The following is a 25,161-nucleotide window of genomic DNA, read 5'->3' as shown; positions in this document are numbered from 1 at the left end:
GGCCAGGCCTTTTCGCTTATAGCAGGTTAAGTAAACCATTTTGATTAAACGTGGTTCTTCTTCTAAGTTAAAATTATAACCCCATTCAGCATATGAAAAATATAATGATTGCAGCAACGGCAATGTGTCTTTTATCGGGTGTTGTTCACGCACAGGATGCACCCAAAAAGGTGGCTAAAATGGAAGCCAAAGAACTCAAACACGATGCCAAAGTAGCTAAAAAAGAAGCTAAGACAGAAGGCGATTATATGAAGGCGGATAGTGCGAAGCAAAGCAAGCATGAGGCCAAGATGCTGAAAAAGACGGTCAAAAATCAATAATTGGCCGTGAAGGTGGCTGATAAGCCATCCCTTTTCTAACATAACTTATTGATTATAGCAGCTAGCAGGCTCAATAGATATTTATGTAGCCATTATGAATACCGGGATTACCTTTCAAGGGTAGTCAAGGCTGAAACGCCTTAGTAACAGATTGGGGAGGTAGCAATGAAAGCTACCTCTCTTGTTTTTTGCGGATTTTCTGGCAAGTGGTTAGAGCATCAATCCGATACTTGGCTTGAGTTGCTTTTTCAGGTTATCTAACGAAGAGACATCACCCGGTAAGAACTCCGTTAAATTGCTCTAAGAATACAGGTTTATTAAATTCCAGGAGGCAAGATAAGACGCCGGATCGTAAGCCGAATTAATCAATGCCTAGGCTTTGGCTTTAAAATCCTCAAGAGCCGTAGCCACATCATCAGTAGACGTAAGCCCATAGAAAGCTTCACTGGCCAGCATAAGTGATGCAATGAAAGATCGAAAGGGGCTTTGTGGCACACACTTTCTCAGCCAGTAGCCATTTATTCACGTGTCATCAAAGCTGGGGCAGAAAAGCTGAAGCAGCCAATAACCGGCTGCAAAGTAATAAATAATAAAAGTATTGATGAATCGGCGCATAGCTTCCTTTGGCGTGTAAAATAGACAATAACGCAATTTGCCTGAGGTCGCTAAGCGTTATCAAGAGCAAATCACTCCCAGGTATGTCTATAAGTGGTTTACCAGCTTATCTGACTTAATGTCGCTGTATTGAGCATAAAGCACACAGTTGATAATATTCTGTGCCCGTTGCGACTGAGCCAACGTAAGCGACCGCTCCTGAGTCGATAACCTAATGCTAATAATCTGCTTTTCCTGAAACTGTTCGATCTCACTTTCGGTCAGCCTAAGCAGGCATTGATTCACATCAACTACCCCTTTAGGGCTAGCCATGACCTTAGCTTGAGGCCACGCCAATACGGTACCATCTTTGAAGATGACGTATGCTCCTTTTCGATCCACCAAGGAGCCTTCCAGGGCGTATATATGTATATAAAATTGAGTTGTTCCGTTATCTGTCACCTGTTCATACTGAACTGGTTCGGTCCAACCATTGCCAACACTTATGCTTTTAACAATAATTCTATCTACTTGCTTATTAACTTCTCTAACCACTTGGTTACACTGGGCCATACTGATTGATGATGTCAAGCTAATAAGTAGTAGTGAATGGAGAAATTCGCGCATCATAATTTGGGATTAAAATTCGCACAAACGTAAACAACTAGTTACTTTTACTCAGTGATATTTACTTGCTGGTATATTTTCATAGCCATACCATTCTTTATAAATATATTTTATTCGAATAAGTACAATATCAACTGAAGCCTTAGGATTATTTATTTATGCGCGTAGGAGGTGTTTTAGATATAGGCAAAAAGAAATCTTTTTACTTTTCTTCCCTTTTCTGTCACCTGTGGTCATTCTTACATTAAACCTGTATCATCGGTATTGCCCAGTTCAGCGAGCTGGGCATTTTTATTTTATAACGATCAAACTGGCATATTGGAAAGGTGATCCCCTGACTCTTATTGGTGTAGTCAGTATGTCGAGCTTGATATCAGGCAGCGGGTAAAGTCTGATTAGGCATGAAGTTACCAACGTAGCGCGCAGCCAATCCTTTCCAGGCAATGCCCAAATGTCAGCTATACAAATTGGCAATATCTGTGAAATGCTTGCAGGAAAGCGAGTATATCGAGCCGGAAATCAGGTAAGCGTTAGGCTGGATTCCGATGCTTTGGCTCCATCAGGATTTCCCATCGTCCTAGTATCATCACGAGTAGATGTTGTATTGGCTGGAGTAGGCACACTTGGCTGTTTACATTGATTGTATGCAAAAACGAAGGAGAGTATTAGCCAAATTCTTACGGCCTTTCAATGATTTCAGTACACAAATTGGTATGCACCTAAAAAGAAAAACCTCTAATCATCTGCATTTCAGACAATCAGAGGTTCTCTTGGTACCAGGAGCGGGAGTCGAACCCGCACGGGCTTGAGGCCCACAGGATTTTCGTACCAACTACAGCTTTCGCTGCTCATTGCCAATTGCAATGATTTGTGGTCTGGACTTTCTCTTCACCATATCCTGCCAATGGCAAGGAAGTAGGTGCCGCCTGTTAAGTCTCTACACCTTCCACGTCAGATTTCTCTAACGGGCTTGGCTCGGGATTGCCAATCAAGTTACACTTGATAAGGTTTCCCCGAATTTAAGCGGTTCTACTGCGAACGTTTCCATTCGCGCACTCAAATCTTTAAGTCCGGCGTGTCTACCAATTCCACCATCCCGGCATTCCATGCTCTGCAAAAGCGGAGCAGCATTTACAAAAAAAGCACCGGGGTCGGTGCCTTTTTGTGGAGCGAAAGACGGGGTTCGAACCCGCGACCTCGACCTTGGCAAGGTCGCGCTCTACCAGCTGAGCTACTTTCGCGTTTCAAGTTCGCCTGCCTATCGGCGAATTGTGGATGCAAAGGTAGCTTATTTTCAGCGCTTGTCAAGAGCTGGCGGCAAAAAAATTTCAACAAAAATCTAGAATTTTGCCTCAAAAGCTGATTTAGAACGAGTTAAGGCCTATTCTACAATAAGGGTTCATTGACTTGCGTATCGAACACACCCGTTAATACTTGCCCATTGCGTTTAACCTGCACCCAAATCCGATAATGTCCGGCACGAGGAAAGGCGTAGGGAAACTCAACCATGTTGTTCGTTTTCATCTGATGGCTCATGCCTGGTATGGCAGCCGCCAACAACTTGTTTTTTTCCACTTCCGGCATTGTTTTGAGCTTGGCAATATAGGTGTCGATGCTATCGCGAAACTGAACAGCGTTCGGATAGTGAAATGTTCGGGCGGTGTCAGCAATGCGGCCAACCAGCGAGCCTTCAGCCGCCATCGAGTAGGTGCCAACGGGGTGAAGGTGAATGTAAACCGTACCGTCGGAGCGTAAAATAACAGCATGGCCACCCATCCCCAGGTAAGGCTCTAACGGAGCGGCTTTTCCCTGGGCATCGGCCACCGCAAATTTCAGCGTGTACAGCTTACCGACCTCCAGAACCTGCGACTGTTTATCCATCCACAACATGGTAGAACCATCCGCAAGCTTGACACTGGCTCCGGGCTTGCCACAAACCACCATGTCATTATCCAGATGAGGAACATTCTCGGCACCCGCTTTTACACCCATCGGTTCGGCTACCAGCCAGCTATCGTCGATGTCTGAAGGTTTGGCCGCACTAGCCACTTTCGCACCGGGAAGTGAACCAGCGGTCTTCAGAGCAGGTACGTCAACGGTATCTGTAAGGGTTTCGGCAAAACCACTTCGATAAACCACGTCGGCATAAAGCAGGTATCTGCCCCCCGGCAATGCAGGCAACGTAGCTTCATACGTCAGGGTATCACGCCGGTTCGGATGCAAATGGGCGAAGGCATCTAGTCCGGCGCTGGATGGACCTGGCATACGCACCAGAAACGCGTGCATTAGTTTTCCATGATCGGGTAAGAGGTAACTCAGCGGCCGGCGTTTTTGCCGATCCTTACCAAATCCGGTTGTATCGAATTGAATCGTGAGCTGCCGTTGGGCATCCGCGACTTGTATTGAAGAACGAATAGGCGTTGGGCGATATAACTGAACATTCCGATAGTCTTCGGCGGTGCTATTCCACCACGACCGCCAGCCAGCCAGAATCAGCACGATAACAACCAGCCCTACACTCATACCTGCCAACCGCCGACGGCCGATTTTAGCCGGGGGAGCCTGACCGGGAGCTACAATACCGTCGGCATTACTAGCCCCGATAATGGTAATCAACATGACGACGAGCAATAACCCCATAGCGGCTAATCCAAAGCCGGTTCCTTCAGGCATCTCACGCAGGGCGGTGGCAACAGCCATAACGGGCACAACGACCTGCTGTTTCCCATCAGGACCGTCTATGCTTAACTCAATACTCGATGAACCCGAATCCATCAGCCACAAATCACCCTCGTATCGATTCTGGCCGGTGGGCGTCAGGATGTCATGCGTTGGTGCACCCTTGTCGCCAGAACGGAAATAAATTGGGCGGGCACCAATACTGCTCACACGTCCATTCTCAACAAATACCGTAACGCTGGCCGTTCCGGGGACCACGTCAGGTGGTTTTATACTAATCAGGAGTTGATACTTTCCGGCCTGTTTCTGCACAATTACGCCTGAACTACCCACATGGGCAGATACCACTGGCGAATATGTGAGCGCCAGAAGAAATGCATAGAGGAATAGAAATTCCTTGGGCCAATTATAGTTTCTATTATAAATCATGTGCTTGGATCGACTATCTTCCATTTCTATCGTACGATTCGTTTCATCCAGTTGCCCCAAAGCAGGCCGATACGGGCCGAAAGGGTAGCATACAGCAATGCTTTAGCAAAACCAATCCCAAAATCAGCGGCCGTCTGTAGATACCAGGGGGCCATTATAAAACGGTACGCCCGGTTAGGATCGCTGTTATACGGGGACGTGTAGCCCAGGAAAAATCCATTGCGGGCGTACGGTGATGTGTGTAAAAACTCACCAAATGGCCACTGAATAATTAGCAGAGCAACCAGAAATGCCGTTGCATATAACCCGGCGAGTACCCAGTCAGATACTTTCCGACGTTTAGCAGTCGTCGTATCAAACCGATGCATTAGCCAATCCAAGGCTACAGCCGGAACGATGAGCAGCATTGGAAAATGAAACGGCTGATAGTGCGTAATTGGATTCAATACGGGACCTAGTCGGGGTGTGGCGGGGAAATTTTGAATAATCCAACTTGGCAATCCCTGCGCCAGGAAATAAAGCCCGGCAATGATGGTAATAGGCCAGCGTAACAACGAGGCCCGCCCCACGGCCAACAGAAAGAACGGAAAAACAATAGCGGCTGTGATGTAATAACTCGAATGGTGTGATCGCCCTGAACTCATTGTCGCCGATGCCATTACAAACAGCATCGTTAACACAAGGGCTGCTGAAATGGCAAACAACCATTTCAGGCGGGTGGCCCGTTGATTCTGGTCAAGGCTTTGCGTACCAACGGGAGTACGGTATTGATTCTGGAGAGCCAGAACGCCCACCATAGCCCCGAATTGAACCGTCATGATGCCAATGGCCAGAATCGTATGCGGGGGCGTCAAAATCTGAACGTCGAGGCCATAGGTGTTATGCCACCAGTCGTCGAAGGGAGCCGATGTCAGCATGGCCAATGCCCCCCAGACGCTGAACATGGCCCCCAGCGAACCGTAGAAAACGCCCCAGAACGGTACTGCACTGGCCCGCCCCGGATGCTTTTTGGTCAACGTCAGATTGAGAATCTGGTAGGCCGAAAACAAACCTGATAGTATAGCCCCTATATAGATCAGCGCGTGCGGAGGAGCTAACAGTCCATCTCGCCCGATACTGATGTGCCACATGATGTCCCAGATTAGTCCCCAAACGACGCAAAGTGACGAAAAGACGACCGCATAAATATAGGTCGGTATACCTAAGCGCCAGCTGACCGATCGCGTGGTTGACTGCTCACGATCGGCCTGGATTGACGAAGGAATTGCAGATTGCATAGAGGAACGAGTTACAAAATTAAGCTCTAAATATAACGAAATTTACGCCTTGATTTACTTAGAAAACCACTAAGCACAGCCAATGACGACGCGCTTTGCAACGGTCGTTCCATCGATGACCGGTTCCCGGCCAATGTGCTCGAAGTCGATTTATCAATCCGCCGATGCCTTATCGGGCAATTCGTTTCATCCAGCCACCCCAAAGCAGGCCAATGCGGGCTGAAAGGGTAGCATAAATCAGGGCTTTCCCAAAGCCAATCCAGAAATCAGCAGCCGACTGCGTATTCCAGGGTGAGAAGGCAAACCGGTATTGCCAGTCAGGTGGGCTGTTGTAGGTCCAGGAGTATGACAGAAAAAAGCCATTCTGGGCGTAGGGCGAGGTAAGCAAAAATTCACCAAACGGCCATTGAACAGCGAACAAAACAACCATAAAGGCAATCCCATATAAACCGGACAGTAGCCAGTCGTTCAGTTTCTTTTTACCCTCTCTGGCCGAGTCGAAGCGGTGCATCAGCCAGTCGAGAACGACTCCCGGTATACCGAGCAACAACGGAAACACAAATGGCTGATAGTGCGTGATCGGGTTCAGAACAGGGCCAAGCCGGGGTGTGGCAGGGAAATTCTGAAGTATCCAGCTTGGTACCAGCATACCCAGTATATAAATGCCGGTAATGATGGTGATTGGCCAGCGCAGCATGGATGCCCGACCAACGGCCAGTAAATAAAATGGCAAAATGATAGCGGCCGTCGCATAATACCCGGATTGGTGCGACTTGGCCATATCTAAGGATTCCGACATCAGCGTATAGAGCATAATCAGAAGCAATCCGGCCGCCAGCGCAAAAAGCCATTTTAAGCGAGACAATTGCTGTACACTATTGCCATTAGGCATAGTCGCTTGCATACGATACTGGTTTTGGAGAGCCAGAACGCCCACCATAGCCCCGAATTGAACCGTCATGATGCCAATGGCCAGAATCGTATGCGGGGGCGTCAAAATCTGAACGTCGAGGCCATAGGTGTTATGCCACCAGTCGTCGAAGGGAGCCGATGTCAGCATGGCCAATGCCCCCCAGACGCTGAACATGGCCCCCAACGGCCCGTAGAAAACGCCCCAGAACGGTACTGCACTGGCCCGCCCCGGATGCTTTTTGGTCAACGTCAGGTTGAGAATCTGGTAGGCCGAAAACAGACCCGATACGACAGCGCCAACGTAGATGACAACGTGGGGAGGAGCCAGTAAGCCATCTCGCCCGATACTCATGTGCCACATGATATCCCAGAGGAGACCCATAACCACACAAAACGACGAGAAAACAACCGCATAAATGTAGGTGGGTATGCCCAGCCGCCAACTACCCGAACGAGCACCTGACCGCTCGCGGCTGGTTTGAAATGAGGAAGGAAATGCCGATTCCATAAAAATAAATGGGATGAAGAGCAATACGGTAAGGAAGTCCAAACTTACTTAAAAGTTGCACATAGTACTTTAAAATAAGTATATACGGCAGCCATTTTTACCAGGACATCCTGCTGTCCGTCAGCGCCGTAGATTTTGCTCGTGTAGGATCCGAAAGTCAATGTCCTGCTTGACTAAGTAAGCTCAAAATGGCCAACTTGAGCCAACGGGACACCAATCAAGGGGTTTATGACGTTATTTGCACAACCATTCGTGTTCCGGCCCTATCACCATGCTACGTATAACCTCATCGGTACGCATTTTTCTGTTTTCGGCAAAGACACTTCTGTTTCTGGGACTCGGCCTGTCAATGAGCGCTTGTGTCCCCGACTTTTTACTGTCCGACCCCGACTGGGTCGTGATTGAAGCGGGTGAGCATGAGCCCAATCCAAAACGTAAAGTAGGGATTGTTATTAGCCCCAAAGAAGTATCGGCAACGGTTACCTTCGATAGCTCCTGTATCTACGACGTTGGCGCGGTCGATGCCGACGACTGGAACAAAGTGATAGGCCTGGGCTTTGTAGGCTCTAAAGATCAGGACATTACAACCGGCGTTCCTCCGCATCAGGTTGATGGCGCACGGGTAGGCTGGCGCTGGAATCCGCAACGGGGCCGCATCGATCTGGGAGCTTACATCTATGTAGAAGGCGTACGAACTGACTTCAAGGTGGCAGAAGCATCGCTGAACACACCCACCAAATTAACCATCAAGATCGACTACGAACGGAAAGTATACCAGGTTTTGGGCGGAAAAACCGTACCCTTCACCCACAACAAGTCGTTTGCCTACAACACGGGCCTTTACTTCGGTGGTAATCAGGTGGCTCCGCATCGCATTCGGGTAAAAATCGTCGATTAAAGTTGGTTAGCCTATAGCGGCAATCGTTTAGTCCACATACCTTGGCTAAACCCTCAACTGGTTTCATTCGTTAGGTAGTGATCAATATTGATCACACAATGGCCAATTACCAACCTCTCCACGACTGGAACGTCTCCCCTACCGAAGCCGTCGCGTTACAACAGCAGTTACGTTCGCAGATTCGTATTCAGCCGCTGGCCGAGCCACCCAAAACCATTGCGGGCTGCGACATTTCGTTCAACAAGTTTGAGGAGACAGTATATGCCGGAATCGTTGTTCTTCGGCTGGACACGCTCGAAACGATTGAAGAAGCCGGGGTCGTAAGCACGGCACCATTTCCGTACATTCCGGGCCTGCTCTCGTTCCGTGAGATTCCGTCGTTGCTGCAAGCCTGGCAAAAATTGACAATTGAGCCTGATGTTGTCATGTTCGATGGCCATGGTACTGCCCACCCGCGTCGGATTGGCATTGCCTCCCACGCAGGCCTGTTTCTGAACCGACCCACGTTTGGTTGCGGCAAATCGGTGCTGGTCGGCAAATACGATGAACCGGCACCCGAGCGCGGCAACTGGTCGCCCATGACACACTATCGGGAGGTGATTGGGGCAGCTCTGCGAACAAAGAATAAAGTTAACCCGGTCTACGTATCGCCGGGTCATCTGATTGACCTCGAAACTGCTATTTCGCTCACGCTGGCCTGTAACGGTGGCTACCGAATTCCCGAACCTACTCGTCGGGCGCATAATCTGGTGAACGCATTAAGGCGCGGTGAACGAACGTAGGTAGCTGATAAACGGCGTAGGCAAATACAACTCAGTAACTGTGTTCTTCCAGCTTCACCTTCCCCCGAAAGGTCCAGAATATAAACAGAGTGTATGTGGCAACCAAAGGCATGCCGACAGCGGCAAAAAGCAGCATTGTTCGCAATGAACCATCCGATGAGGCAGCTTCGTAAATGCTGATGTGGCCTTTGGGATCAATGCTGGACAAAACAAGGTTGGGATACAGCCCCATTGCAAACAGAATCAGCAAGAGTGCGGTCGTAATGGACGATGAAATGAACCCTCGCCCATACTGCCGCTTCTCAATGCTTCGCCGGATGTTCAGCACGATCAAAACGGCGGTAATGGGCAGGATAAACAGTTCTGGATACTGCTTAAAAATGGCCGTCATGTGCGGCACGTAAATAAGCGTTGTCAGCGAGGTGGCGATGAAACACAAAATGAAAAACTTGCTGGTGTTATTGGCAATGATGGTCAGGCGGGCGAAAATCCGGTCTTCCGTTTTCATGATCAGGTACATGGCCCCGTGCATCATAAAGAGCGACAGCACCGTAACGGCAATCAGCAGCGCATAGGGATTGAAAAAATCGCGTAGTCGACCCACGAACTCATGTTTTGCGTTTATTGGAATGCCCTGAATCAGATTGCCCAATATCAGACCCAGCAGCAGAGAAATGACAATGCTGGATATACAGAACGAAACATCCCATAGCTGACGCCACCAGGTCATTGTTTCTTTGCTTCGAAACTCAATTGAAATAGCCCGGAAAATAATGGCGGCTAGGAACAGAATAAATGGCAGGTAGAATACCGAGAGAATGGTGCCGTAAACGAGTGGAAAAGCCGCAAACAACGACCCCGCGCCAATAACGAGCCAAACCTCATTGCCATCCCAAACCGGCCCAATAGCGTTGAGCGCAATCCGCCGACTGTCTTCTTTGCGAAAAAACAAGTGTATAGCCCCGGCCCCCAGGTCGAAGCCATCCAGAATGCCGTAGCCGGTGATCAGCGCGCCAATTAGCAAAAACCACCAGGTAGGAAGATCAATACCAAGAACGGTGTCCATGTGTAAAGAGTGAAAGGGTGAATGAGCGAAAGAGTGAATGAGTGTACGGCCTTACGCTCATTCACTCTTTCACTCTTTAGTTTAGTACTGGATTCATGCGCGATGACGGTTCGGCACGGTCATCTTTCACGTCTGGTCCGTGCTGAATTTTCTTGTTCAACAGGTACAGAAACAGAGCAAACAGCATCACATATATAAACGTGAACAGAATCAGCGAAGCCAGCACGTGTTCGGCCTTAACAGCCTGCGACAGAGCGTCGGAAGTTCGTAGCAGTCCATACACTACCCAGGGTTGACGCCCTACCTCCGCCGTGTACCAGCCGACCTGGTTAGCAATTTGTGGAAGCAGCACCGAGAACACGAAAACGACCATCAGCCAGCGGGTTTCGAATAGCTTTTTTCGATAAAGCAGGTATAAGCTGAAAAGCGTCAGGGCGATCAGCGACATGCCGATGGAGACCATCAGGTGGTACGTTTGAAACACGAAATTAACCGCCGTTGGGCGGTTCTCGGGCTTTATGCTGTTCAGGCCGGGAATCGGGGCTTTGAAGTCCTGATACACCAGAAACGACAAACCACCGGGAATTTTGAGTCCCGTCGTTTTCTGTTCCTTCGCATTAACCCAACCCATCAGATACATATCCGCAGGCGCTATTTTTTCGAAATGGCCCTCCATAGCCGCCAGTTTTGCTGGTTGGTATTTCGTGACCACTTCAGCCGATTTATGGCCCGTAAACAACTGCGCCAACGCCGATACAGCCGCTATCCAGAGAGCAATCCGAAAGGCCGCTTTGGCATGAACCAGGTATTGTTTTTTCAGAATATACCAGGCGCTGACACTCAGCACCAGAAACGAACCGGCCAGTAACGCGCCGATCAGCACATGCGAGTAGCGCTCCAGCGACGAGGGATTGAAAACCATCGCCCAGAAATCGGTCACGATGGCGCGTGCCTGCAAACCTGTCCCTTCGATCCGGTAACCGGACGGCGTTTGCTGCCAGGAATTGGCGACCACAATCCAGAGCGCCGAAAAGATAGAACCCAGGGCCACCAGTACGGTTGCCATAAAATGGACTCGCGGGCTAACCTTGTTCCAGCCAAACAGCAGAATACCCAGGAAAGCCGACTCCAGCGCAAATGCAAAAATACCTTCGGCCGCCAGCGCCGAGCCGAAAATATCGCCCACATAGCGTGAGTAAGTTGCCCAGTTGGTGCCAAACTCAAACTCCATGACGATGCCCGTAGCAACGCCAATACCAAAAATTAACGCAAAAATTTTGACCCAAAACCGGGTCAACTCCTCATAAACCTTATCTTTTGTTTTTAGATACAACCCTTCCATCACGACCAGGCACACGCCCAGACCAATACTTAAGGGCGGATAGATGTAATGGAAGGCAATCGTGAAAGCGAACTGAATCCGGGAGAGGATTTCGACATTGAATGGTGTACTTGTGCCCATAATCAGTGTGATAGCCGGGACAGATCGCCAAAGGCGCACATAAAGTAGAAGTTCGGGACGCGGGGTCCGGGACGCGAAGTCCGAAGTAGGTTGCCGGGGTGCACCTGGCGATGAAACTATCAGCCGAAAGGTACAACCGGAACCGACATGTTGAATGGTATAGAGTGGGTTTTTCGCTAAAATTTAACGGTTGCTTTATTCGCCGGTAACGCCTAAACGTGTATATTCAATTAATTGATGCATCAATCCTATTTCTGTGCAGCCCGTCCGTAGTCAGTCCTTTTCTCAACGAATCAGAAACTATACCATCGCGTTTTATCAGACGCAGCGAAACGCGTTTGTGGTGATCATTACGCTGCTCCTGTCGCTCTATATTCTGACCGTTCCCGATCAGGCCGCCGACATGATCAATGCCGTTATGGATGGTGGTGTATTCAACGGCCTTTTCCAATACATCCTGCTCAGCACGTTTGTCTGGAGCTGGCTGGTTTATGGCAGCACGCGTATGATCCTGCATATTTCGCCCGTTGGGCTTCGGATCAACGAAGAATGTGACCGTTTACTCCGCTGGCTACCCAAACTCGGTGGCATGATTCCGGCCCTGATTCTGACGTACGCTTTCTGGAAGCCAGACCACCTGCAACCTTATCTGCTCCTTCTCCTGAGTGGCCTGATGCTGGCCCTGTTCCAGTTTGTGGAGCAATCGGTTCCGGTTTTTGCGCTGCCTGCACACTGGCGATTCTCGGATCGCTACACCGATTTTTCGCAGGACATTCGGGAATTATGGCGGCACCCGCTGGGGCGACTGGTTATGCAGACGGGCGTGTTGCTAACGGTGTTTCTGATTACGCTGTTCAGCCTTCCCGTCGAGTGGGGCATAGCACGCGGACTGCGCCCTACAGCCGTCATCATTTTCGGCATCACGATGTACACGTTCTGGGGAAGTGTTCTGGTCTACTTCAACGACTACCGGTATCGCCCACTTGTGTTGCTATCGGTGGGGTATCTGATCATCATCAGTGCGTTTAATGACAACACAAGTGTTCGACAAGCCACAGGCGGATCAGTAAGACCGATTTGGCAACGTCCGACGGTCGAGACTCATTTTGCCCAGTGGGTAGATGCCCGCCGACAGGAAGATGGCGATACAATTCCGCTGGTGCTGGTAGCCGCCGAAGGGGGTGGCATTCGTGCTCTGAACTGGACGGCCGAAACGCTCATTCGGCTCGATTCCATTATCCCGGGCTTTAGTCGTCATGTGTATGCGCTGAGTGGTGTATCGGGTGGGGGCGTTGGCACGGTCTTCTACACGGCCTTTCTTCGGGATGTGGCCGAACTGGACCGCACAAATCGATTCGAGCAGTTTCGGAAAGTAATTCGGGATGATTATTTATCGGCCGTATCAGCCGCCCTGCTGTTTCCGGAATCCATTCAGCGGCTGGTACCCGTTCCGATGCCCGCCCTGGAACGGGCCAAATGGCTTGAAGACTCCTGGGCGGGTTCTTACCGAACGAATCTTGCGCTATCAACCCTCGATTCTGCCCTTACCCAATTGTACCAGACGCGGGCGGGCTATAATTACAACCTGCCGTCGCTTCTGCTCAACGGAACCCTCGCCGAGTCGGGGCAAAAAGCCATCACCTCCAACCTGCAACTTGATCCGCGTTACTTTAAGAATGTAGTGTCGACCCTGGATGTTCTTGGTTCAGATGTTCCACTCAAAACGGCCGCATCGCTGTGCAGTCGTTTCCCAATCGTGACCAATGGTGGGCTTATTCAAAAAGATACGCTTGTGGGCAACGGCCGCAGGCAACGGTACGGCGGCCACGTGGTTGATGGGGGCTACTTCGATAATTCGGGCGTCGAAACCTGCATCCAGTTGCTGAATAATCTGGTTCCTTCCATCCGTCGTCTGGACACAACCGAACGAGTCACCGTCATTCCCTACATTCTTTTCATCCAGAACAGCAACACCATTGGCCGGCTGCCTCACAAGCGTTCCATTTTGCAGGAAGTACAAATACCCTTATTGGCGTTTCTAAATGCCTGGGACAACGGCTCCGTCACCCGCGATAATATGTTCAATTCCTTCATGGACCGTTTCACCAGCCCAAAAACCAGCTACCTGACGCTCCGCCTGGCCTATAACGAAAAATATCCGCTCGGCTGGTTCATGTCCGACAGTGTGGCCCGGGACATTAGTCAGCAGGCCAAAGATTCGATTAGTTTAAAAAACCCGGCGTTGGTTCAGTTGAAGGGTGCGTTCAGGAAGATGAACGTGAAGCGGGTAGCGAATTAGCGGATCGGTCGTACTTTAGCTGCCAGAACAAATTTTCGTTTTTGGCATGAATCTGCGAATAAACGGCCGCATCTGGCTTGAAACCCTATCCAACGATACCGCTGAACGATTCATGGGCATTGGCCGACTGGAATTGTTGGGCCATATCCAGCGCACCGGCTCCATAAATCAGGCCGCCAAAGCCATGAATATGTCTTATAAACGGGCTTGGGAACTGGTGCATTCCATGAACACACAAGCTAAGGTGCCACTCGTAACAACCCAGACGGGTGGTGAAAAAGGGGGGGGAACAATCATCACGGCTGAGGGCCAGAAATACCTTACGTATTACAGCAGCCTGCAGGAACGGTTCCAAAAATTTCTGGCTGACGAACTGGCTAACCTGCCTTAAGAAAGATATTGATTACCCAAATCCATGTAACCTTACGACTTGAGTAAGCTAAATTTCCTTTCCTGAAACAGTTGAAGCTGAGCCAAGTAAGCAACGTAATGTTCCTGAACAATTCTATAATGCGCAAGCAGCTGGGCCTGTAAGGGGCTGGAATGGGCAGCAATTTTTGCCCGCGCAATGAGGGAACCCATTTCCTGCACGTGCTGAAGGGTAGCGTCTATCTGGCGCTGATTGGCGGCAATCGCCCGGTGTATAAGTTCTTTCGTAGCCTCATCCAACCCATTTTTCTTCGCCACGGGTCTGCTTAGCGCTTCCTGCCACTGCTGCTGTAAATCGCTGAAGGGCGACGCCACAACCGTTCCGGTAGCTACATTGATTGGCGGAATAGCATCCTTGTTGCTGTCTGACGGGCGTTTGCCAATTGTATTGAGTAAAGTAATTAAAACAGTTTGATTCTGGGGAGAAGCCTGACTGATGAATTTCGAAGAAACATTAAATACGTACGATTCCAGCAGCGACATTAAGGGTTGTTCAGGAAGCATTAAGTAGATTATTATGTTGAGTAGTTAAACGGTATATTTATTATTCTGCATATAAACATACACTAGTTTGTAGATTTTTCCCAAAAACATTATTTTATGAACATAAAACCTTACGTGCGGCATATATGATAACACCAATATTCAGTTTATACCTTTCGATAAACAATATTGCGGTCCATATCATTAGTTGGTAAAGTCGTTAGCAAGTGCTATTTCGCCAAGAACATATCGTACGTTTCATTCGAAGAGAAATAGTAGCTTATAAGAAGTATCTTTCCTTTTTTAGTACCATCCAGTGTGCCCAAGCGCATGCCTTGTCTGGTAGCACCATCACACATTTTACAAGCCAGAATGGATTACAAACGTGGCGAGGACACTCACGTCGAATGTTTAATTTAGCTGGTCACTAGCTTTGTCAACGATGGGTAGGTATTGCGTGCCTACAGCGCGCTGGCCTACTATATCGCAAACTATTGGGATAAACCCTGGACCGCTATGCGGCTATTATTCACTTACTTCAGCAAATCTTTTCGAATGAAACTATAGGTGTTTGGGTCGAAGCCGGGTTTGCGGATAAACGCTTGCGGAGGTTGCTGGATAAACCGCTGCATGCTCGTATCGTTTTTGTAGTACTGCGCAATTTCGGTGCGGAAAATGATCAGGTTGATGTCGTTCTGCTCGACGAACTTATAGAAATCAGAATACCGCTTGTAGCGGTCATAGGAAATCGACGTTCCGCTGAGGTGCGTGGGTAGTTCGTCCGGATTATCGAAGATACGAATCCGGGTTTTGTCCGCTATCGGTGCTGTCAGTTGCTTTGTGTATTGAAGCAATTTACGGCCGTTCATTGTCGCGGGCATTTGATGCTGCCATTCCCAAACCATCCAGACGCCTACACCGATCAGAAACAGCCCCGTCAACGCAGTACCAATCAGCCGAATAACTGGCTTTCGGCGGCCAATGATAGCCGTTACCCACGGACGAAATACAAGGTTCATTACCAGTACGCCAACAACGACCGGAATAAAAAAGTAAAACGCGGGCAGGTAGCGAATCTTGATTCCCATGGAATAAACCGAGCTGACAATAGGCGGAATAATGGCCGTTGTTGCCACGATATACGGCCAGGGATTGTCAAGAACCGTTCGACTCACCGCCAATCCCGTCTTCCGAACAGACACCAGCGCAAAGAAACCAATGAGCAGAAAAAGCCAGGTAATTTTTCGATGAATCAGGGATTCAAGAATACGTCCGCCCGGCAGGTACGTCAGCGGTTGAACGTACGAATCGAGTACTGTTCCGAGCAATATGCCAAAATTGTAAATATTTGGCAGCAGGTGGTCGGTCAGCACAATTTTGGGATGTTTCATCAGGGCGTCGCCAAATCCCTTTACCCGTTCACCAAAAATAATCTGCGACATCACCTCCGAATCGACCCAGTTGCTATAGGTACTCAACCGCTTGTCTTCGGGGTGGCGCATGGCATAGTTGTAGGAGAAATCCTGTTTGAAAGCCTTTTCGCCTTTTTCGGACAGCGGGCTTCCTACACCAAAAAATAGCACCAGAACAATCGCTACAATGCCCGCAATCGGATAATATGATTGCCGAAACCAGACCGTAGCGGCAATCAGCAAGACTAAACACAGCCCGAACGGTACCACAAACTCCGGCCGGAAATAAGCAAACAAAAAGTACGAAAGCGTCAGCAGGGCAAACGATAGATGCAGGCGATTCCGCAAATAACGGGCGCAGAGAATGAACAAAAGGAGCGTCAGCAGAAAGAGAAGAATAGATACTTTGACACCTTCCGGGAAGTTCATCCGGGAAAAATGAAACACCAGCGTAGCGTATAAAGACCAGTACCAGCGAAAACCAACCAAGCGGAGCGCTATGTAGAGGGCAATCGTCGGTAAGGACGACAGCAAGGCCATGTTCAGGTAATAAAGCCGAATGGTGTCGCGCTCAAACAACGAAAGAAACTTGTACCAGAGTGAATAAGCGGGGCCCCAGTCGGTTTGTAAACCCAGGCGAAAATTACTGATTCCTTGATACATATAAAATCCCTCATCGCCCATTTGCACATCGGATATGGTGGTGAGCTGGTGATCGAGAACGTAAATGGCAAGAGCAATCAGAAGCAGGCTTATTCCGTCAAAAAGTCTATCTTTCATTCAATCAAAGTAATATATAATCAGTCGGCAAAGGTAGGTTTAAAGTGACAAAGCATAAAAAAAACGCGTATTACCGAATGGTAATACGCGTTTTTTAAGCGTCAGGCTTTGACGCCTGACAGACCAGAAGACTGTTTCTGTCCTATTTTTTCGCGGTGTACATCACCCGCCAGACTTTTCCTTTTACGGAGTCAGAGATGTAAAGCGAGCCATCCGGCCCTTGCGCCAGACCAACCGGGCGGGCTTTTGCATCGCCGGGACTGGCCAGATCGAGTTTACCCGCGTTCACATTGGTACCGGGCTTGCCCTGCTCTGCTACACCCGCAAAGTTCTCAGCGAATACTTCATATTTACCCGAAGGCCGACCGTCTTTTCCGAACGGAATAAAGGCAACAAAATAACCACCCTGTTTCAGCGGAGCCCGGTTCCAGGAGCCGTGGAAACAAACAAATGCTCCGTTTTTATACTTGGCCGGGAATTGAGTGCCGGTATAAAATAACAGGTCATTGGGTGCCCAGTGGCCCGGAAAGGCCATAATGGGCTTGTCTTTTCCGGCGCAACGGTCCACTTTCGTGCCATCGCCACCGTATTCCGGGGCTAGAAGTTTCTGATTTTTCTCATGGTTGTTATAACAATAAGGCCAGCCAAAATCGGAGCCTTCTTTCACCATCAAAAACTCTTCTGAAGGAAACTCAGCGCTGTACTCATCGGTGAAAATACCACCCCAGTTATTTAAGTTATCGCGACCGTGCTGAAGCGCATAGAGTGTATTCGTCGCCGTGTTCCAGTCCAGCGAAACGGCATTCCGAATGCCGGTAGCGTAGCGTTTGCCATCAGCTTTGTGCTGATTCAATTTGTTGGCATCGAACTGCCAGATGCCCGCATATTCTTCCAGAATTGGACAGGGGTCCATGCCCATTGAGCCTTTCTGCCGGTCTTTCTCCTGACAGGCGTTGGAAGGAGCGCCAAAGTTGACAAACAGTTTGCCGTCTGGCGAGATTGCGAATGACTTACTGGCGTGCTGACGCTGAAGCGTCAGCCCGGCAATAATGGGCTCCATGGGCGTTGTGTCCATCACTTTGCCGTTCGTCAGTTTGTAACGGTAAACCGATGTATCAGAAGAGGCATAGAGATAGCCATTATAAATGCCCATGCCTGTCCCGGTGTTGTCACCAAACTTGATGGTCTGGTCGGCGCGTCCGTCACCATTGGCATCAACCAGCTCAACGATGCCTTTGCCCTCGTTTAGTTTCTCCAGCTTCACGAATACGGTTCCAACATTGTCAACAGCCATATGCCGGGCTTTACCAAGGTTATCGGCAAAGGTCAGGGCTCCAAAGCCGGGCGCTAATTTGAGGCCACCATTGTCCGGGTCAGGGGCAATGGCGCTTTTGACAGCGTGGGGCTTAGCTAAATTTGCTTTAACGTTTCTGGCGGGCGGTACCGTAGCCGGGCTGGCCATAGCCCCGGCGGCAACGACCGTCAGCAAGAGTAATGTAGCTTTCATAGGTAAAATAGAGATTGGTTTACGATAACATTGGGGTAACGGGAGGTATCGGGCAAAAGTTTTTAAATAGGTCTTCGAATTAATAACCTTGTCGTAAATTCTAAGGGTACAAAGTTACAGGTTAAGGCTTTATTTTATGTACTATGTTCATAGTCCGTGTCCTAATGGACCACTTGTGTGTTAGCTAGCTTTGCCTGTCGGACGCATGGTCCGTGAGGACACGGACCATGGAAACAGATTCGCGTTTTGCTCTGTCTATAAGCCAAAGCTGCTCTTCTTTTCTATCCTTATCTTTATATTGTCGACCTGTTATCCTTTCACTAGATAGCCCATGACACCAAACACCCTTAGTTGGTCTGATTTCGAGAAAGTTGATATTCGTACCGGTACCATTCTGGCGGTCGAGGCTTTTCCAAAGGCCCGCAAACCAGCTTATAAACTAACCATCGACTTTGGCGAGTTGGGGATCAAGCGCAGTTCAGCTCAACTCACCGCCCTGTATCAACCCGAAACGTTAATTGGCAAACAGGTCGTGGCTGTGGTTAATTTTCCGACTAAACAAATAGCCACCTTCCTGAGCGAATGTCTGGTGCTGGGAGCCGTTGCCGACGATGGCACGGTAACGCTGCTCCAGACCGAACGTCTCACCGAAAATGGGCAACGCATTGGGTGATGGGGCGACCGCTTATCCTTTCGTAATGACATTTTCGGCAGGAGCGTCATTATTTTTACGGCTTACAGTTGCTCAACTGCCCTCTTTTTCGTTCTACCCTTATGCGAACTGTTTTACTACTGACAACACTCCTGCTGCTCACCTTATCCGTCAATGCCCAACGCCGACGAGACGACGATACGTCGCACTACCGCAGTGTACCCATCCCGGCGCATTTGCTGCCCATTGAGCGAGCTTACGGGTCATCGTCGCTGGGAAGCCTTTATTATTATGGCGGTAAGAAACTCTCATCGACTTATTCGCTGGAAATTCCCTTTTACGAATTAAACGACATGACCGTAAACCATCGGTTTCAGACGTTCCGCACCTTAACGACCCTCAGCCGCCTAACGGCGCTGGTACCCCTGGCCTATATCGTCCTAAGCACCAATCGGACCGGCGGTACCTACTGGACAGTATATGGCGGTTCGATTGTAGCCTCCCTAACCCTCTCGATCATCGGCAATGGGCAAATCAACAAGGCCGTTACCCGCTACAACGAACTACTGCGCCAGCCCCGAATGGGCATATCGCTTGCGCCCATTCCCCTGACCGGCCAGCTAGCCACAGGCGTGGGGATATCCTACGGCTTCTGAAACCAGTACACGGTGAATCAATCCTGACATCTCCTTGTTGCACAGAAACGAACCATCCTGTTTTCTATGAGATGACATTTCCGTTTCACTCAATGCAAAAAGTACCCATTGAGTCCTATTTTGAGCGACATTTCTCCGACGAGAGGCTAAAGCGGGAAGTCCAGCGAGCGGGCGTATTATCGGCGATTTTTCTGTTTACAACAGTGATCTTGCTGCTTTTACAGCCTTTCCTTCGGGACGACAACCTGATGTACCTTCCTGGCCCGATCATGCTCACCATTACGCCCTATTTTTTGGGAATGAGCGCGTATGAATGGAACATTCGTCGTTGGTTGAAGAAACAGCTTCAACGTCACCAGGATTTACCAGCGATCTTCAAATTTGCCAATGCGTCGTTTGAGATCACCTCGATTTCATTTATTGTGTTCATTGTATCGCGGCACCTCTACGATCCCTTGCTGATCCTGAATAGTCCGCTGGTATACATCTACCTGTTCTTCATTATTCTCTCTACACTGCGGCTTACCTTCTGGCTATCAGCCTATACCGGCATTATTGCCGGGGCCGAGTTCATTGCGCTCTATTATCTCATTACGCACCCAACCCTGGCAGAGCCTTATCTGGAAATAGATATGTTCGTGCATTTGCCGCTGATGTTCATTGCCAAAGGCGGGCTACTGATGATGGCGGGTATAGCGGCAGGATACGTATCCCGCCAAATCCGGGACATTATTCGGGATACGATCAAGGCTACCGAAACCGAGCAGCAGGCCGTTTTGCTCTTTGGTCAGCAGGTATCGCCCGAAATTGCCCATGCGGTGCTGGAGCAGAAAGGAAACTACCAGAGTCGGCACATGCGCGTGGCGATCATGTTTCTGGATATTCGTAATTTCACCAATTACGCCAGCCACCATACGCCCGAAGAAGTCATGGACTACCAGAACACCTTTTTCGGAATCATCATTCGTATTGTCGAGGAATACCACGGGGTTGTCAATCAGTTTCTGGGCGATGGATGTATGATTACATTTGGCGCACCAGTAGAAGTGGACAATCCGGCCGAGATCGCTGTGGAAGCCGGTTTCGCCATTCTCAAACAACTCCGTAAAGCGGTCAACGACGAGCTGATGATTCCCACAACGGTAGGCATTGGTATTCATATCGGCGATGCGGTTGTGGGCAATATCGGCACCGAAACACGCCAGCAATACTCGGTTACGGGCAATGTAGTAATTTTGTCAGCCCGCATTGAACAGCTCAATAAATTCTTCAAGACCCAGTTTCTGGTATCGAGTGATGTGTATAATGCCCTGGCAACTCCACCCGAAACGGCTCAGTCACTTGGCCCGACGTTTATCAAAGGCGTCGATCAGGAAATAGAGTTGTATCAGCTGTTTTAAGGCGTAACGTCGTTGTGACGTCCTTGTGACGTCCTTGTGACGTCGGGTTCTCAAACCCGACGTCACAAGGTTTCTTAAAACCTCGTGCGGCTGGCTATCAACGAGGTTTCTTAAAACCTCGCTCGTCAGGTCTAAGGACCTGACGTCATGGGATGAAACTAATTAAGACACAAGCTGCACAAACTTCCTTACTTCAAAAGAAAAACCCGACCCGAAGCATCGGAATGCGATCCTCTTTGGAAAGAGCATAAATCAGCGAAATAACGGCGGTATTGTACGGTGCCAGCCAGATGCCGCCCCCGTAGCCATGATGCCAGGTCTGCGACCGTTCGCCGTCGAGCCACACGCGCCCAACGTCATTGAACGCCAACACACCCGCATAAGCCGGAAAAAGATAGGTTCGGATGGTGAACAGACGCATCCGTAAATCGAGGTTGTGATAAAAAGCATTCTCCCCCGCAAACCGCGTCCGCCGGAAACCCCGCAGGTTGGTCAGGCCGCCGAGCGTGCTGGCCTGAAAAAACTCGTAGTTATCACTCAGATTCAGACTCGTACCCACCCGGGTAGCAATCGTCACAAGGGCTGGTAAACGGACGCTGGCATAGAACGAGAGATCGGACTGGAGCTGCGTAAATGAATTAGACTGAGCGTTCAGTCCCTTATAGGCCGTCAAGGATGTTCGCCAGAATAGCCCACGGGTCGTCAGCAACGGATTATTGCGAGTGTCGACGGTAAAGCCGGCTTTCAGTCCTCCATACCAGAACGACTCGAACAGGTGCCGCCCGTTCGGAATACTTTGCGCATAGTCCTGAATAAACTTTTGCTGTTTCTCTTCAAGTTCTACCCGTTCGATGGCAGGCCCGTAATAAAAAGCGGCCTTCCCGACCCGGTGCTGGATCAGCGCATTCAGGTTCCAGTTTTCGAACCGAACGCGGTAATAATTAACGCCCAGCGCTTTGTTGAACACCGTTTCATTGCCCAGACCAAAGAAGTTCTGCACAAAATTCGGGGCTTTGATATCGGCATTAAGCACTAGATCGGCCCGGCCAATGAGATCCGTATAGGTGCCATCGTAGTGAAACGTAAACGCATCTGTGGCAAACGCGTGGCTGGCCGTCAGGCGGTGTTGCTGTGCGAAAGGTTCTTTACGAAAGCCCTGCGTGCGGTGCAAAACACCGCCCCCCAGAAAGAGACCATCATCCGGGTTAGCCTGGATGGTCAGCAGCGGCATGGTCAGGTTGTAGCGAAACGCCATTCGGTCGTAGGTGTTGACGGCTTTGTCGTCGGATAAACGACTGCGCGTTTCCGAACCGCCCGTAATGGTCGTGTTTTTACGCAGGTCATACACCCACGTTTTCCGCGAAAGACCCCGAACGGATGAGCTGTCGGTGATAATATCATCGCCCTTTCCCCCGATGATGCGCACCAAGCTGCCTTTAGGGGCCGTTCCGTGAAGTACGAATCGGTCATCGCCCCCCAATCCATACAGTCGAACCTCGTCGGTTTCGGCCGGGCTGAATCGACGAGCGTATAGCTGCTGGGTAGGGTTGTTGTCTTTATTTAATTTGTAAACTACGACATCTGTCTGGCCATCCGGCCGCCGGGTCACATCGAACAGTTCCTCTTTATCACTCCCCACCACATCGACCGCTTTCGCCAGAAACAGGTACTGTTCATCGGCATAGCGTGCTAAATCAGCCCGACGCTGACGAAGTTTAGCGGTTATTGTTTCAGCCGTCAGCTTCCGGGCCGACTCGGGCAGTTGGCGCATGGCTTCGTCAATGGCCTGATCGGTCAGGCTTTGTTTGAGCGAGTCGGCCATAGCCCGCCAATCGGCCCGGCTGGGTTCGGTCAGGAACGAGCGGTCGAAGAAACGAGCGTTGGTATTGAAACCGGGCACATACCGGATTTTATTTTCGAAGCCCTGTATTTTGGGCATTAGCCAGCGTCGGCTGGCAAGGCGGGGTAAAACGCCCTCGTTGACAAAAAACGCCTGGTCGCGGTCACGCGGAACCGGCTCAAACCGAAGCCCCTTGCCCGATTTAAAACTAGCCCATCTCCACTGGTCGTCGTGGCGATCCCAGTCACCAATCCACATATCGAAAATTCGGGCCCGCAACACCGATCGCTGGTCAACGCGATTGTCGTTGTCGTCCTGAAGTTTATCGAGCAGTTTGGGGGTGCTGTACAGTTTGGTCGTATTGCCAAACAACCCCGTTCCTTTATAATTACCGTCGGCCCGCTCTTCATAGAGCATAAGTGTATTGGCAAAGGCCTGCTGGTAGTCGTGCAGGCTGGTATCGTTCGGCATCACGACGACGCGTGGCCGCGTATGATACACCCCGGCCGCTTCGGCCAGAGGTGCCACGGCCAAAGCCGCAAATGGATGGGAAGCCGAAATCTGGTCCTGCACAATGTCGTTCACCAGGCCACTCCGAAGAGCTGTAGGAATCGCCTTTTCGGGATATTTTTCAATGGAGCGTACCGCAAATTCGTGTTTATTTCGGTCGGTGAGCCGCAGAGACAGTGTCTGCATTCCGCCCCCGCGCTCGGTTGGGGTCAATCCTTCGGCCCTTAGATTCAATACCGGCACCAACAGGGGCTGTGCCCAGACAGCCCTATAGTTGGTGCCGAACCAGAATCGCTTGACGGGGCCAGCCGCATACTGGTTACTCGGCACAACCCGAAGGCTATCGGGCCGTTTTTCGGCGCTGCCGACCTTGGCGGGTATGGGTGCTGGCCGAAGTTGAATCGTCGTTTGGTAGAGTAATTCGCCGTTGGGCTTCTGTTCATTCGGCACATAAAACGAAATTGTCACCTGGTCGCCAATCCCGAAATCCAGCCGGGCAAATCCCTTCCGCTCAATAGCAAACAGCGTTTCTTTGCGCTTGCCAACGGGTTCGTGCTTGGCTCCGCTGCCGCTGGTGACGTAATACAGACTGTCATGCTGAATGAGCTGAAGGTTATGGTCGTGCCCATTGGTATAAACCAGGTTTCGGTATTTGTTAAAAATGGCCACCATGCCATTGCGCATCTCGCGGTATACGGGGTTAGGCAAATCCTGCAAACTCCCGAATACCGACCGATAGACCGGATAAATGGAGCCAATAACGGGTAACGGAATGTAGAGCGGTTTCCGAATGGCCGTTAGTGGAAACAGATGGTCTTTAAGGGTGAAATGTCCGCCATGCTGCCCATGACTATACATCGGGTGGTGCCCAGCCACAACCACTCGTTTGTGCCGGTTTCGATAGAGAATATCGTCCAGCTTGGTCAGAAAATCGGGCAGATTTTTCGTGGCGCAGTCCGAGCCTTCGCCGGGTTTATCCCAGGGATGAAGCCAGTATTGCGTGTCCATCAGCACCAGTGTCAGCGAATCCGATAATTGGATTTCGACCGGGCCAGGGCAACCATCGGCAGGAAAAAACACATCGTCGCGGCCCGTATACTGCTGCACGTAGGCTTGCTGATTTTTGATCCGCTGCCAGCCTTCCCGGCCGCTTTTATCCCAATCGTGGTTTCCCGGAATGGCAAATAGCCGCCCGTCAAAAGCCGTTCGTAAATCGAGTTGTTCCCGGATTCGTCGTTCGGCTCCGGCACGCTCGGGATTATCGGCATCGGGCAGGCCATACTGGTAAATATTATCGCCCAAGAGAATCAATGAACTGTTGGTGCCCGACTTCTGAAGTTGCGTGCGCAGCGTATTCAGCACCGGATCATTGCCGTTAGCCTGCGGGGCACCGGCGTCGCCAAGCAAAAAAACGGTGTAGCTCGGCTGAGCCTGCGCCCATGCACTGATTCCGTCGAGCCAGTTAATGAAGATCAGAATGGTAAGAACGTATAAAAATCGCATACAGTAACAGTTAGCTGAATATATGTGCCCGGCACATCGAAAAGAGCAAACCACTGATAACCAATAAGCTACCAATGAAAAAACCGGGGCTAATTGGTAACGAAATCGGAAATTTGTTCGTTAGGTTGTAGCTTAC

At 50.0% G+C, this 25,161-nt stretch carries 18 protein-coding genes and 1 tRNA gene; 8 read left to right on the top strand and 11 right to left on the bottom strand.

What is annotated here, in order from left to right:
* Positions 1 to 92: 92 nt before the first annotated feature.
* Entirely contained in the window at positions 93 to 320 is a 228-nt protein-coding gene (locus tag SD10_RS01375) for a hypothetical protein (protein ID WP_046375340.1), read from the top strand.
* Positions 321 to 1,022: 702 nt separating this feature from the next.
* Here the strand turns inward: SD10_RS01375 and SD10_RS01370 are convergent.
* The 5 genes from SD10_RS01370 to SD10_RS01345 all read right to left on the bottom strand — a co-directional run bounded on the left by SD10_RS01370 (position 1,023) and on the right by SD10_RS01345 (position 7,346).
* Positions 1,023 to 1,544, bottom strand: coding sequence for a hypothetical protein (locus SD10_RS01370; protein ID WP_148562362.1), 522 nt, complete (start codon positions 1,542 to 1,544; stop codon positions 1,023 to 1,025).
* Between the two features lie 1,162 nt (positions 1,545 to 2,706).
* Positions 2,707 to 2,782 (bottom strand) — tRNA-Gly (locus SD10_RS01360).
* A 145-nt stretch (positions 2,783 to 2,927) separates the two neighbouring features.
* The gene (locus tag SD10_RS01355) at positions 2,928 to 4,649 is read right to left on the bottom strand and encodes a hypothetical protein (protein ID WP_046578901.1); all 1,722 of its coding nucleotides are present in this window, start codon (positions 4,647 to 4,649) and stop codon (positions 2,928 to 2,930) included.
* 26 nt (positions 4,650 to 4,675) lie between these two features.
* Entirely contained in the window at positions 4,676 to 5,926 is a 1,251-nt protein-coding gene (locus SD10_RS01350; RefSeq protein WP_046375337.1) for a hypothetical protein, read from the bottom strand.
* 169 nt (positions 5,927 to 6,095) lie between these two features.
* The gene (locus SD10_RS01345) at positions 6,096 to 7,346 is read right to left on the bottom strand and encodes a hypothetical protein (protein ID WP_046375336.1); all 1,251 of its coding nucleotides are present in this window, start codon (positions 7,344 to 7,346) and stop codon (positions 6,096 to 6,098) included.
* Between the two features lie 271 nt (positions 7,347 to 7,617).
* Between SD10_RS01345 and SD10_RS01340 the strand changes: the two genes are divergently transcribed.
* Both SD10_RS01340 and nfi read left to right on the top strand, forming a co-directional pair.
* Positions 7,618 to 8,244, top strand: coding sequence for a hypothetical protein (locus tag SD10_RS01340; RefSeq protein WP_046375335.1), 627 nt, complete (start codon positions 7,618 to 7,620; stop codon positions 8,242 to 8,244).
* 98 nt (positions 8,245 to 8,342) lie between these two features.
* A complete protein-coding gene (gene nfi / locus SD10_RS01335) occupies positions 8,343 to 9,026 on the top strand; it encodes a deoxyribonuclease V (protein ID WP_046375334.1) in 684 nt (227 codons plus the stop codon).
* Between the two features lie 31 nt (positions 9,027 to 9,057).
* Here nfi and cydB read toward each other — a convergent pair whose 3' ends face one another.
* On the bottom strand, positions 9,058 to 10,092 hold the full coding sequence (gene cydB / locus SD10_RS01330; protein WP_046375333.1) for a cytochrome d ubiquinol oxidase subunit II: 1,035 nt from the start codon (positions 10,090 to 10,092) through the stop codon (positions 9,058 to 9,060).
* Between the two features lie 76 nt (positions 10,093 to 10,168).
* Complete coding sequence (locus tag SD10_RS01325) at positions 10,169 to 11,554, bottom strand: cytochrome ubiquinol oxidase subunit I (RefSeq protein ID WP_046375332.1); 1,386 nt, start codon at positions 11,552 to 11,554, stop codon at positions 10,169 to 10,171.
* Between the two features lie 256 nt (positions 11,555 to 11,810).
* On the opposite strand from SD10_RS01325, the gene SD10_RS01320 reads away from it, so the two are divergent.
* Both SD10_RS01320 and SD10_RS01315 read left to right on the top strand, forming a co-directional pair.
* Entirely contained in the window at positions 11,811 to 13,853 is a 2,043-nt protein-coding gene (locus SD10_RS01320; RefSeq protein WP_046375331.1) for a hypothetical protein, read from the top strand.
* 46 nt (positions 13,854 to 13,899) lie between these two features.
* On the top strand, positions 13,900 to 14,244 hold the full coding sequence (locus tag SD10_RS01315) for a winged helix-turn-helix domain-containing protein (protein ID WP_046375330.1): 345 nt from the start codon (positions 13,900 to 13,902) through the stop codon (positions 14,242 to 14,244).
* Positions 14,245 to 14,276: 32 nt separating this feature from the next.
* Here the strand turns inward: SD10_RS01315 and SD10_RS01310 are convergent, their stop codons facing one another.
* From SD10_RS01310 to SD10_RS01300, 3 genes are all read right to left on the bottom strand, one after another.
* Positions 14,277 to 14,786, bottom strand: a complete 510-nt coding sequence (locus SD10_RS01310) for a hypothetical protein (protein WP_148562360.1) — start codon at positions 14,784 to 14,786, stop codon at positions 14,277 to 14,279.
* 512 nt (positions 14,787 to 15,298) lie between these two features.
* Complete coding sequence (locus SD10_RS01305) at positions 15,299 to 16,957, bottom strand: hypothetical protein (RefSeq protein WP_046375328.1); 1,659 nt, start codon at positions 16,955 to 16,957, stop codon at positions 15,299 to 15,301.
* A 142-nt stretch (positions 16,958 to 17,099) separates the two neighbouring features.
* On the bottom strand, positions 17,100 to 18,464 hold the full coding sequence (locus tag SD10_RS01300) for a PQQ-dependent sugar dehydrogenase (RefSeq protein ID WP_046375327.1): 1,365 nt from the start codon (positions 18,462 to 18,464) through the stop codon (positions 17,100 to 17,102).
* A 331-nt stretch (positions 18,465 to 18,795) separates the two neighbouring features.
* Here SD10_RS01300 and SD10_RS01295 point away from each other — a divergent pair, with 331 nt between their 5' ends.
* From SD10_RS01295 to SD10_RS01285, 3 genes are all read left to right on the top strand, one after another.
* Positions 18,796 to 19,137: a tRNA-binding protein gene (locus SD10_RS01295; RefSeq protein ID WP_046375326.1), complete on the top strand. Its 342-nt coding sequence runs from the start codon at positions 18,796 to 18,798 to the stop codon at positions 19,135 to 19,137.
* A gap of 101 nt (positions 19,138 to 19,238) precedes the next feature.
* Positions 19,239 to 19,772, top strand: a complete 534-nt coding sequence (locus tag SD10_RS01290; RefSeq protein ID WP_046375325.1) for a hypothetical protein — start codon at positions 19,239 to 19,241, stop codon at positions 19,770 to 19,772.
* A 92-nt stretch (positions 19,773 to 19,864) separates the two neighbouring features.
* Positions 19,865 to 21,172, top strand: coding sequence for an adenylate/guanylate cyclase domain-containing protein (locus SD10_RS01285; protein ID WP_158500532.1), 1,308 nt, complete (start codon positions 19,865 to 19,867; stop codon positions 21,170 to 21,172).
* A 193-nt stretch (positions 21,173 to 21,365) separates the two neighbouring features.
* Here SD10_RS01285 and SD10_RS01280 read toward each other — a convergent pair whose 3' ends face one another.
* A complete protein-coding gene (locus SD10_RS01280) occupies positions 21,366 to 25,025 on the bottom strand; it encodes a BamA/TamA family outer membrane protein (protein WP_046375323.1) in 3,660 nt (1,219 codons plus the stop codon).
* Positions 25,026 to 25,161: the final 136 nt, after the last annotated feature.

Origin of the sequence: Spirosoma radiotolerans (genome assembly GCF_000974425.1) — a bacterium.
Classification (GTDB): domain Bacteria; phylum Bacteroidota; class Bacteroidia; order Cytophagales; family Spirosomataceae; genus Spirosoma; species Spirosoma radiotolerans.
The sequence above is the reverse complement of the archived record's forward strand: the minus strand, read 5'-3'. Positions and strand labels throughout refer to the sequence as shown.

Excerpts from the sequence above, each read along its gene's own strand:
- SD10_RS01375 (WP_046375340.1), top strand. The coding sequence starts at position 93 with ATGAAAAATATAATGATTGCAGCAACGGCAATGTGTCTTTTATCGGGT.
- SD10_RS01370 (WP_148562362.1), bottom strand. The coding sequence starts at position 1,544 with ATGATGCGCGAATTTCTCCATTCACTACTACTTATTAGCTTGACATCA.
- SD10_RS01355 (WP_046578901.1), bottom strand. The coding sequence starts at position 4,649 with ATGATTTATAATAGAAACTATAATTGGCCCAAGGAATTTCTATTCCTC.
- SD10_RS01350 (WP_046375337.1), bottom strand. The coding sequence starts at position 5,926 with ATGCAATCTGCAATTCCTTCGTCAATCCAGGCCGATCGTGAGCAGTCA.
- SD10_RS01345 (WP_046375336.1), bottom strand. The coding sequence starts at position 7,346 with ATGGAATCGGCATTTCCTTCCTCATTTCAAACCAGCCGCGAGCGGTCA.
- SD10_RS01340 (WP_046375335.1), top strand. The coding sequence starts at position 7,618 with ATGCTACGTATAACCTCATCGGTACGCATTTTTCTGTTTTCGGCAAAG.
- nfi (WP_046375334.1), top strand. The coding sequence starts at position 8,343 with ATGGCCAATTACCAACCTCTCCACGACTGGAACGTCTCCCCTACCGAA.
- cydB (WP_046375333.1), bottom strand. The coding sequence starts at position 10,092 with ATGGACACCGTTCTTGGTATTGATCTTCCTACCTGGTGGTTTTTGCTA.
- SD10_RS01325 (WP_046375332.1), bottom strand. The coding sequence starts at position 11,554 with ATGGGCACAAGTACACCATTCAATGTCGAAATCCTCTCCCGGATTCAG.
- SD10_RS01315 (WP_046375330.1), top strand. The coding sequence starts at position 13,900 with ATGAATCTGCGAATAAACGGCCGCATCTGGCTTGAAACCCTATCCAAC.
- SD10_RS01310 (WP_148562360.1), bottom strand. The coding sequence starts at position 14,786 with ATGCTTCCTGAACAACCCTTAATGTCGCTGCTGGAATCGTACGTATTT.
- SD10_RS01305 (WP_046375328.1), bottom strand. The coding sequence starts at position 16,957 with ATGAAAGATAGACTTTTTGACGGAATAAGCCTGCTTCTGATTGCTCTT.
- SD10_RS01300 (WP_046375327.1), bottom strand. The coding sequence starts at position 18,464 with ATGAAAGCTACATTACTCTTGCTGACGGTCGTTGCCGCCGGGGCTATG.
- SD10_RS01295 (WP_046375326.1), top strand. The coding sequence starts at position 18,796 with ATGACACCAAACACCCTTAGTTGGTCTGATTTCGAGAAAGTTGATATT.
- SD10_RS01290 (WP_046375325.1), top strand. The coding sequence starts at position 19,239 with ATGCGAACTGTTTTACTACTGACAACACTCCTGCTGCTCACCTTATCC.
- SD10_RS01285 (WP_158500532.1), top strand. The coding sequence starts at position 19,865 with ATGCAAAAAGTACCCATTGAGTCCTATTTTGAGCGACATTTCTCCGAC.
- SD10_RS01280 (WP_046375323.1), bottom strand. The coding sequence starts at position 25,025 with ATGCGATTTTTATACGTTCTTACCATTCTGATCTTCATTAACTGGCTC.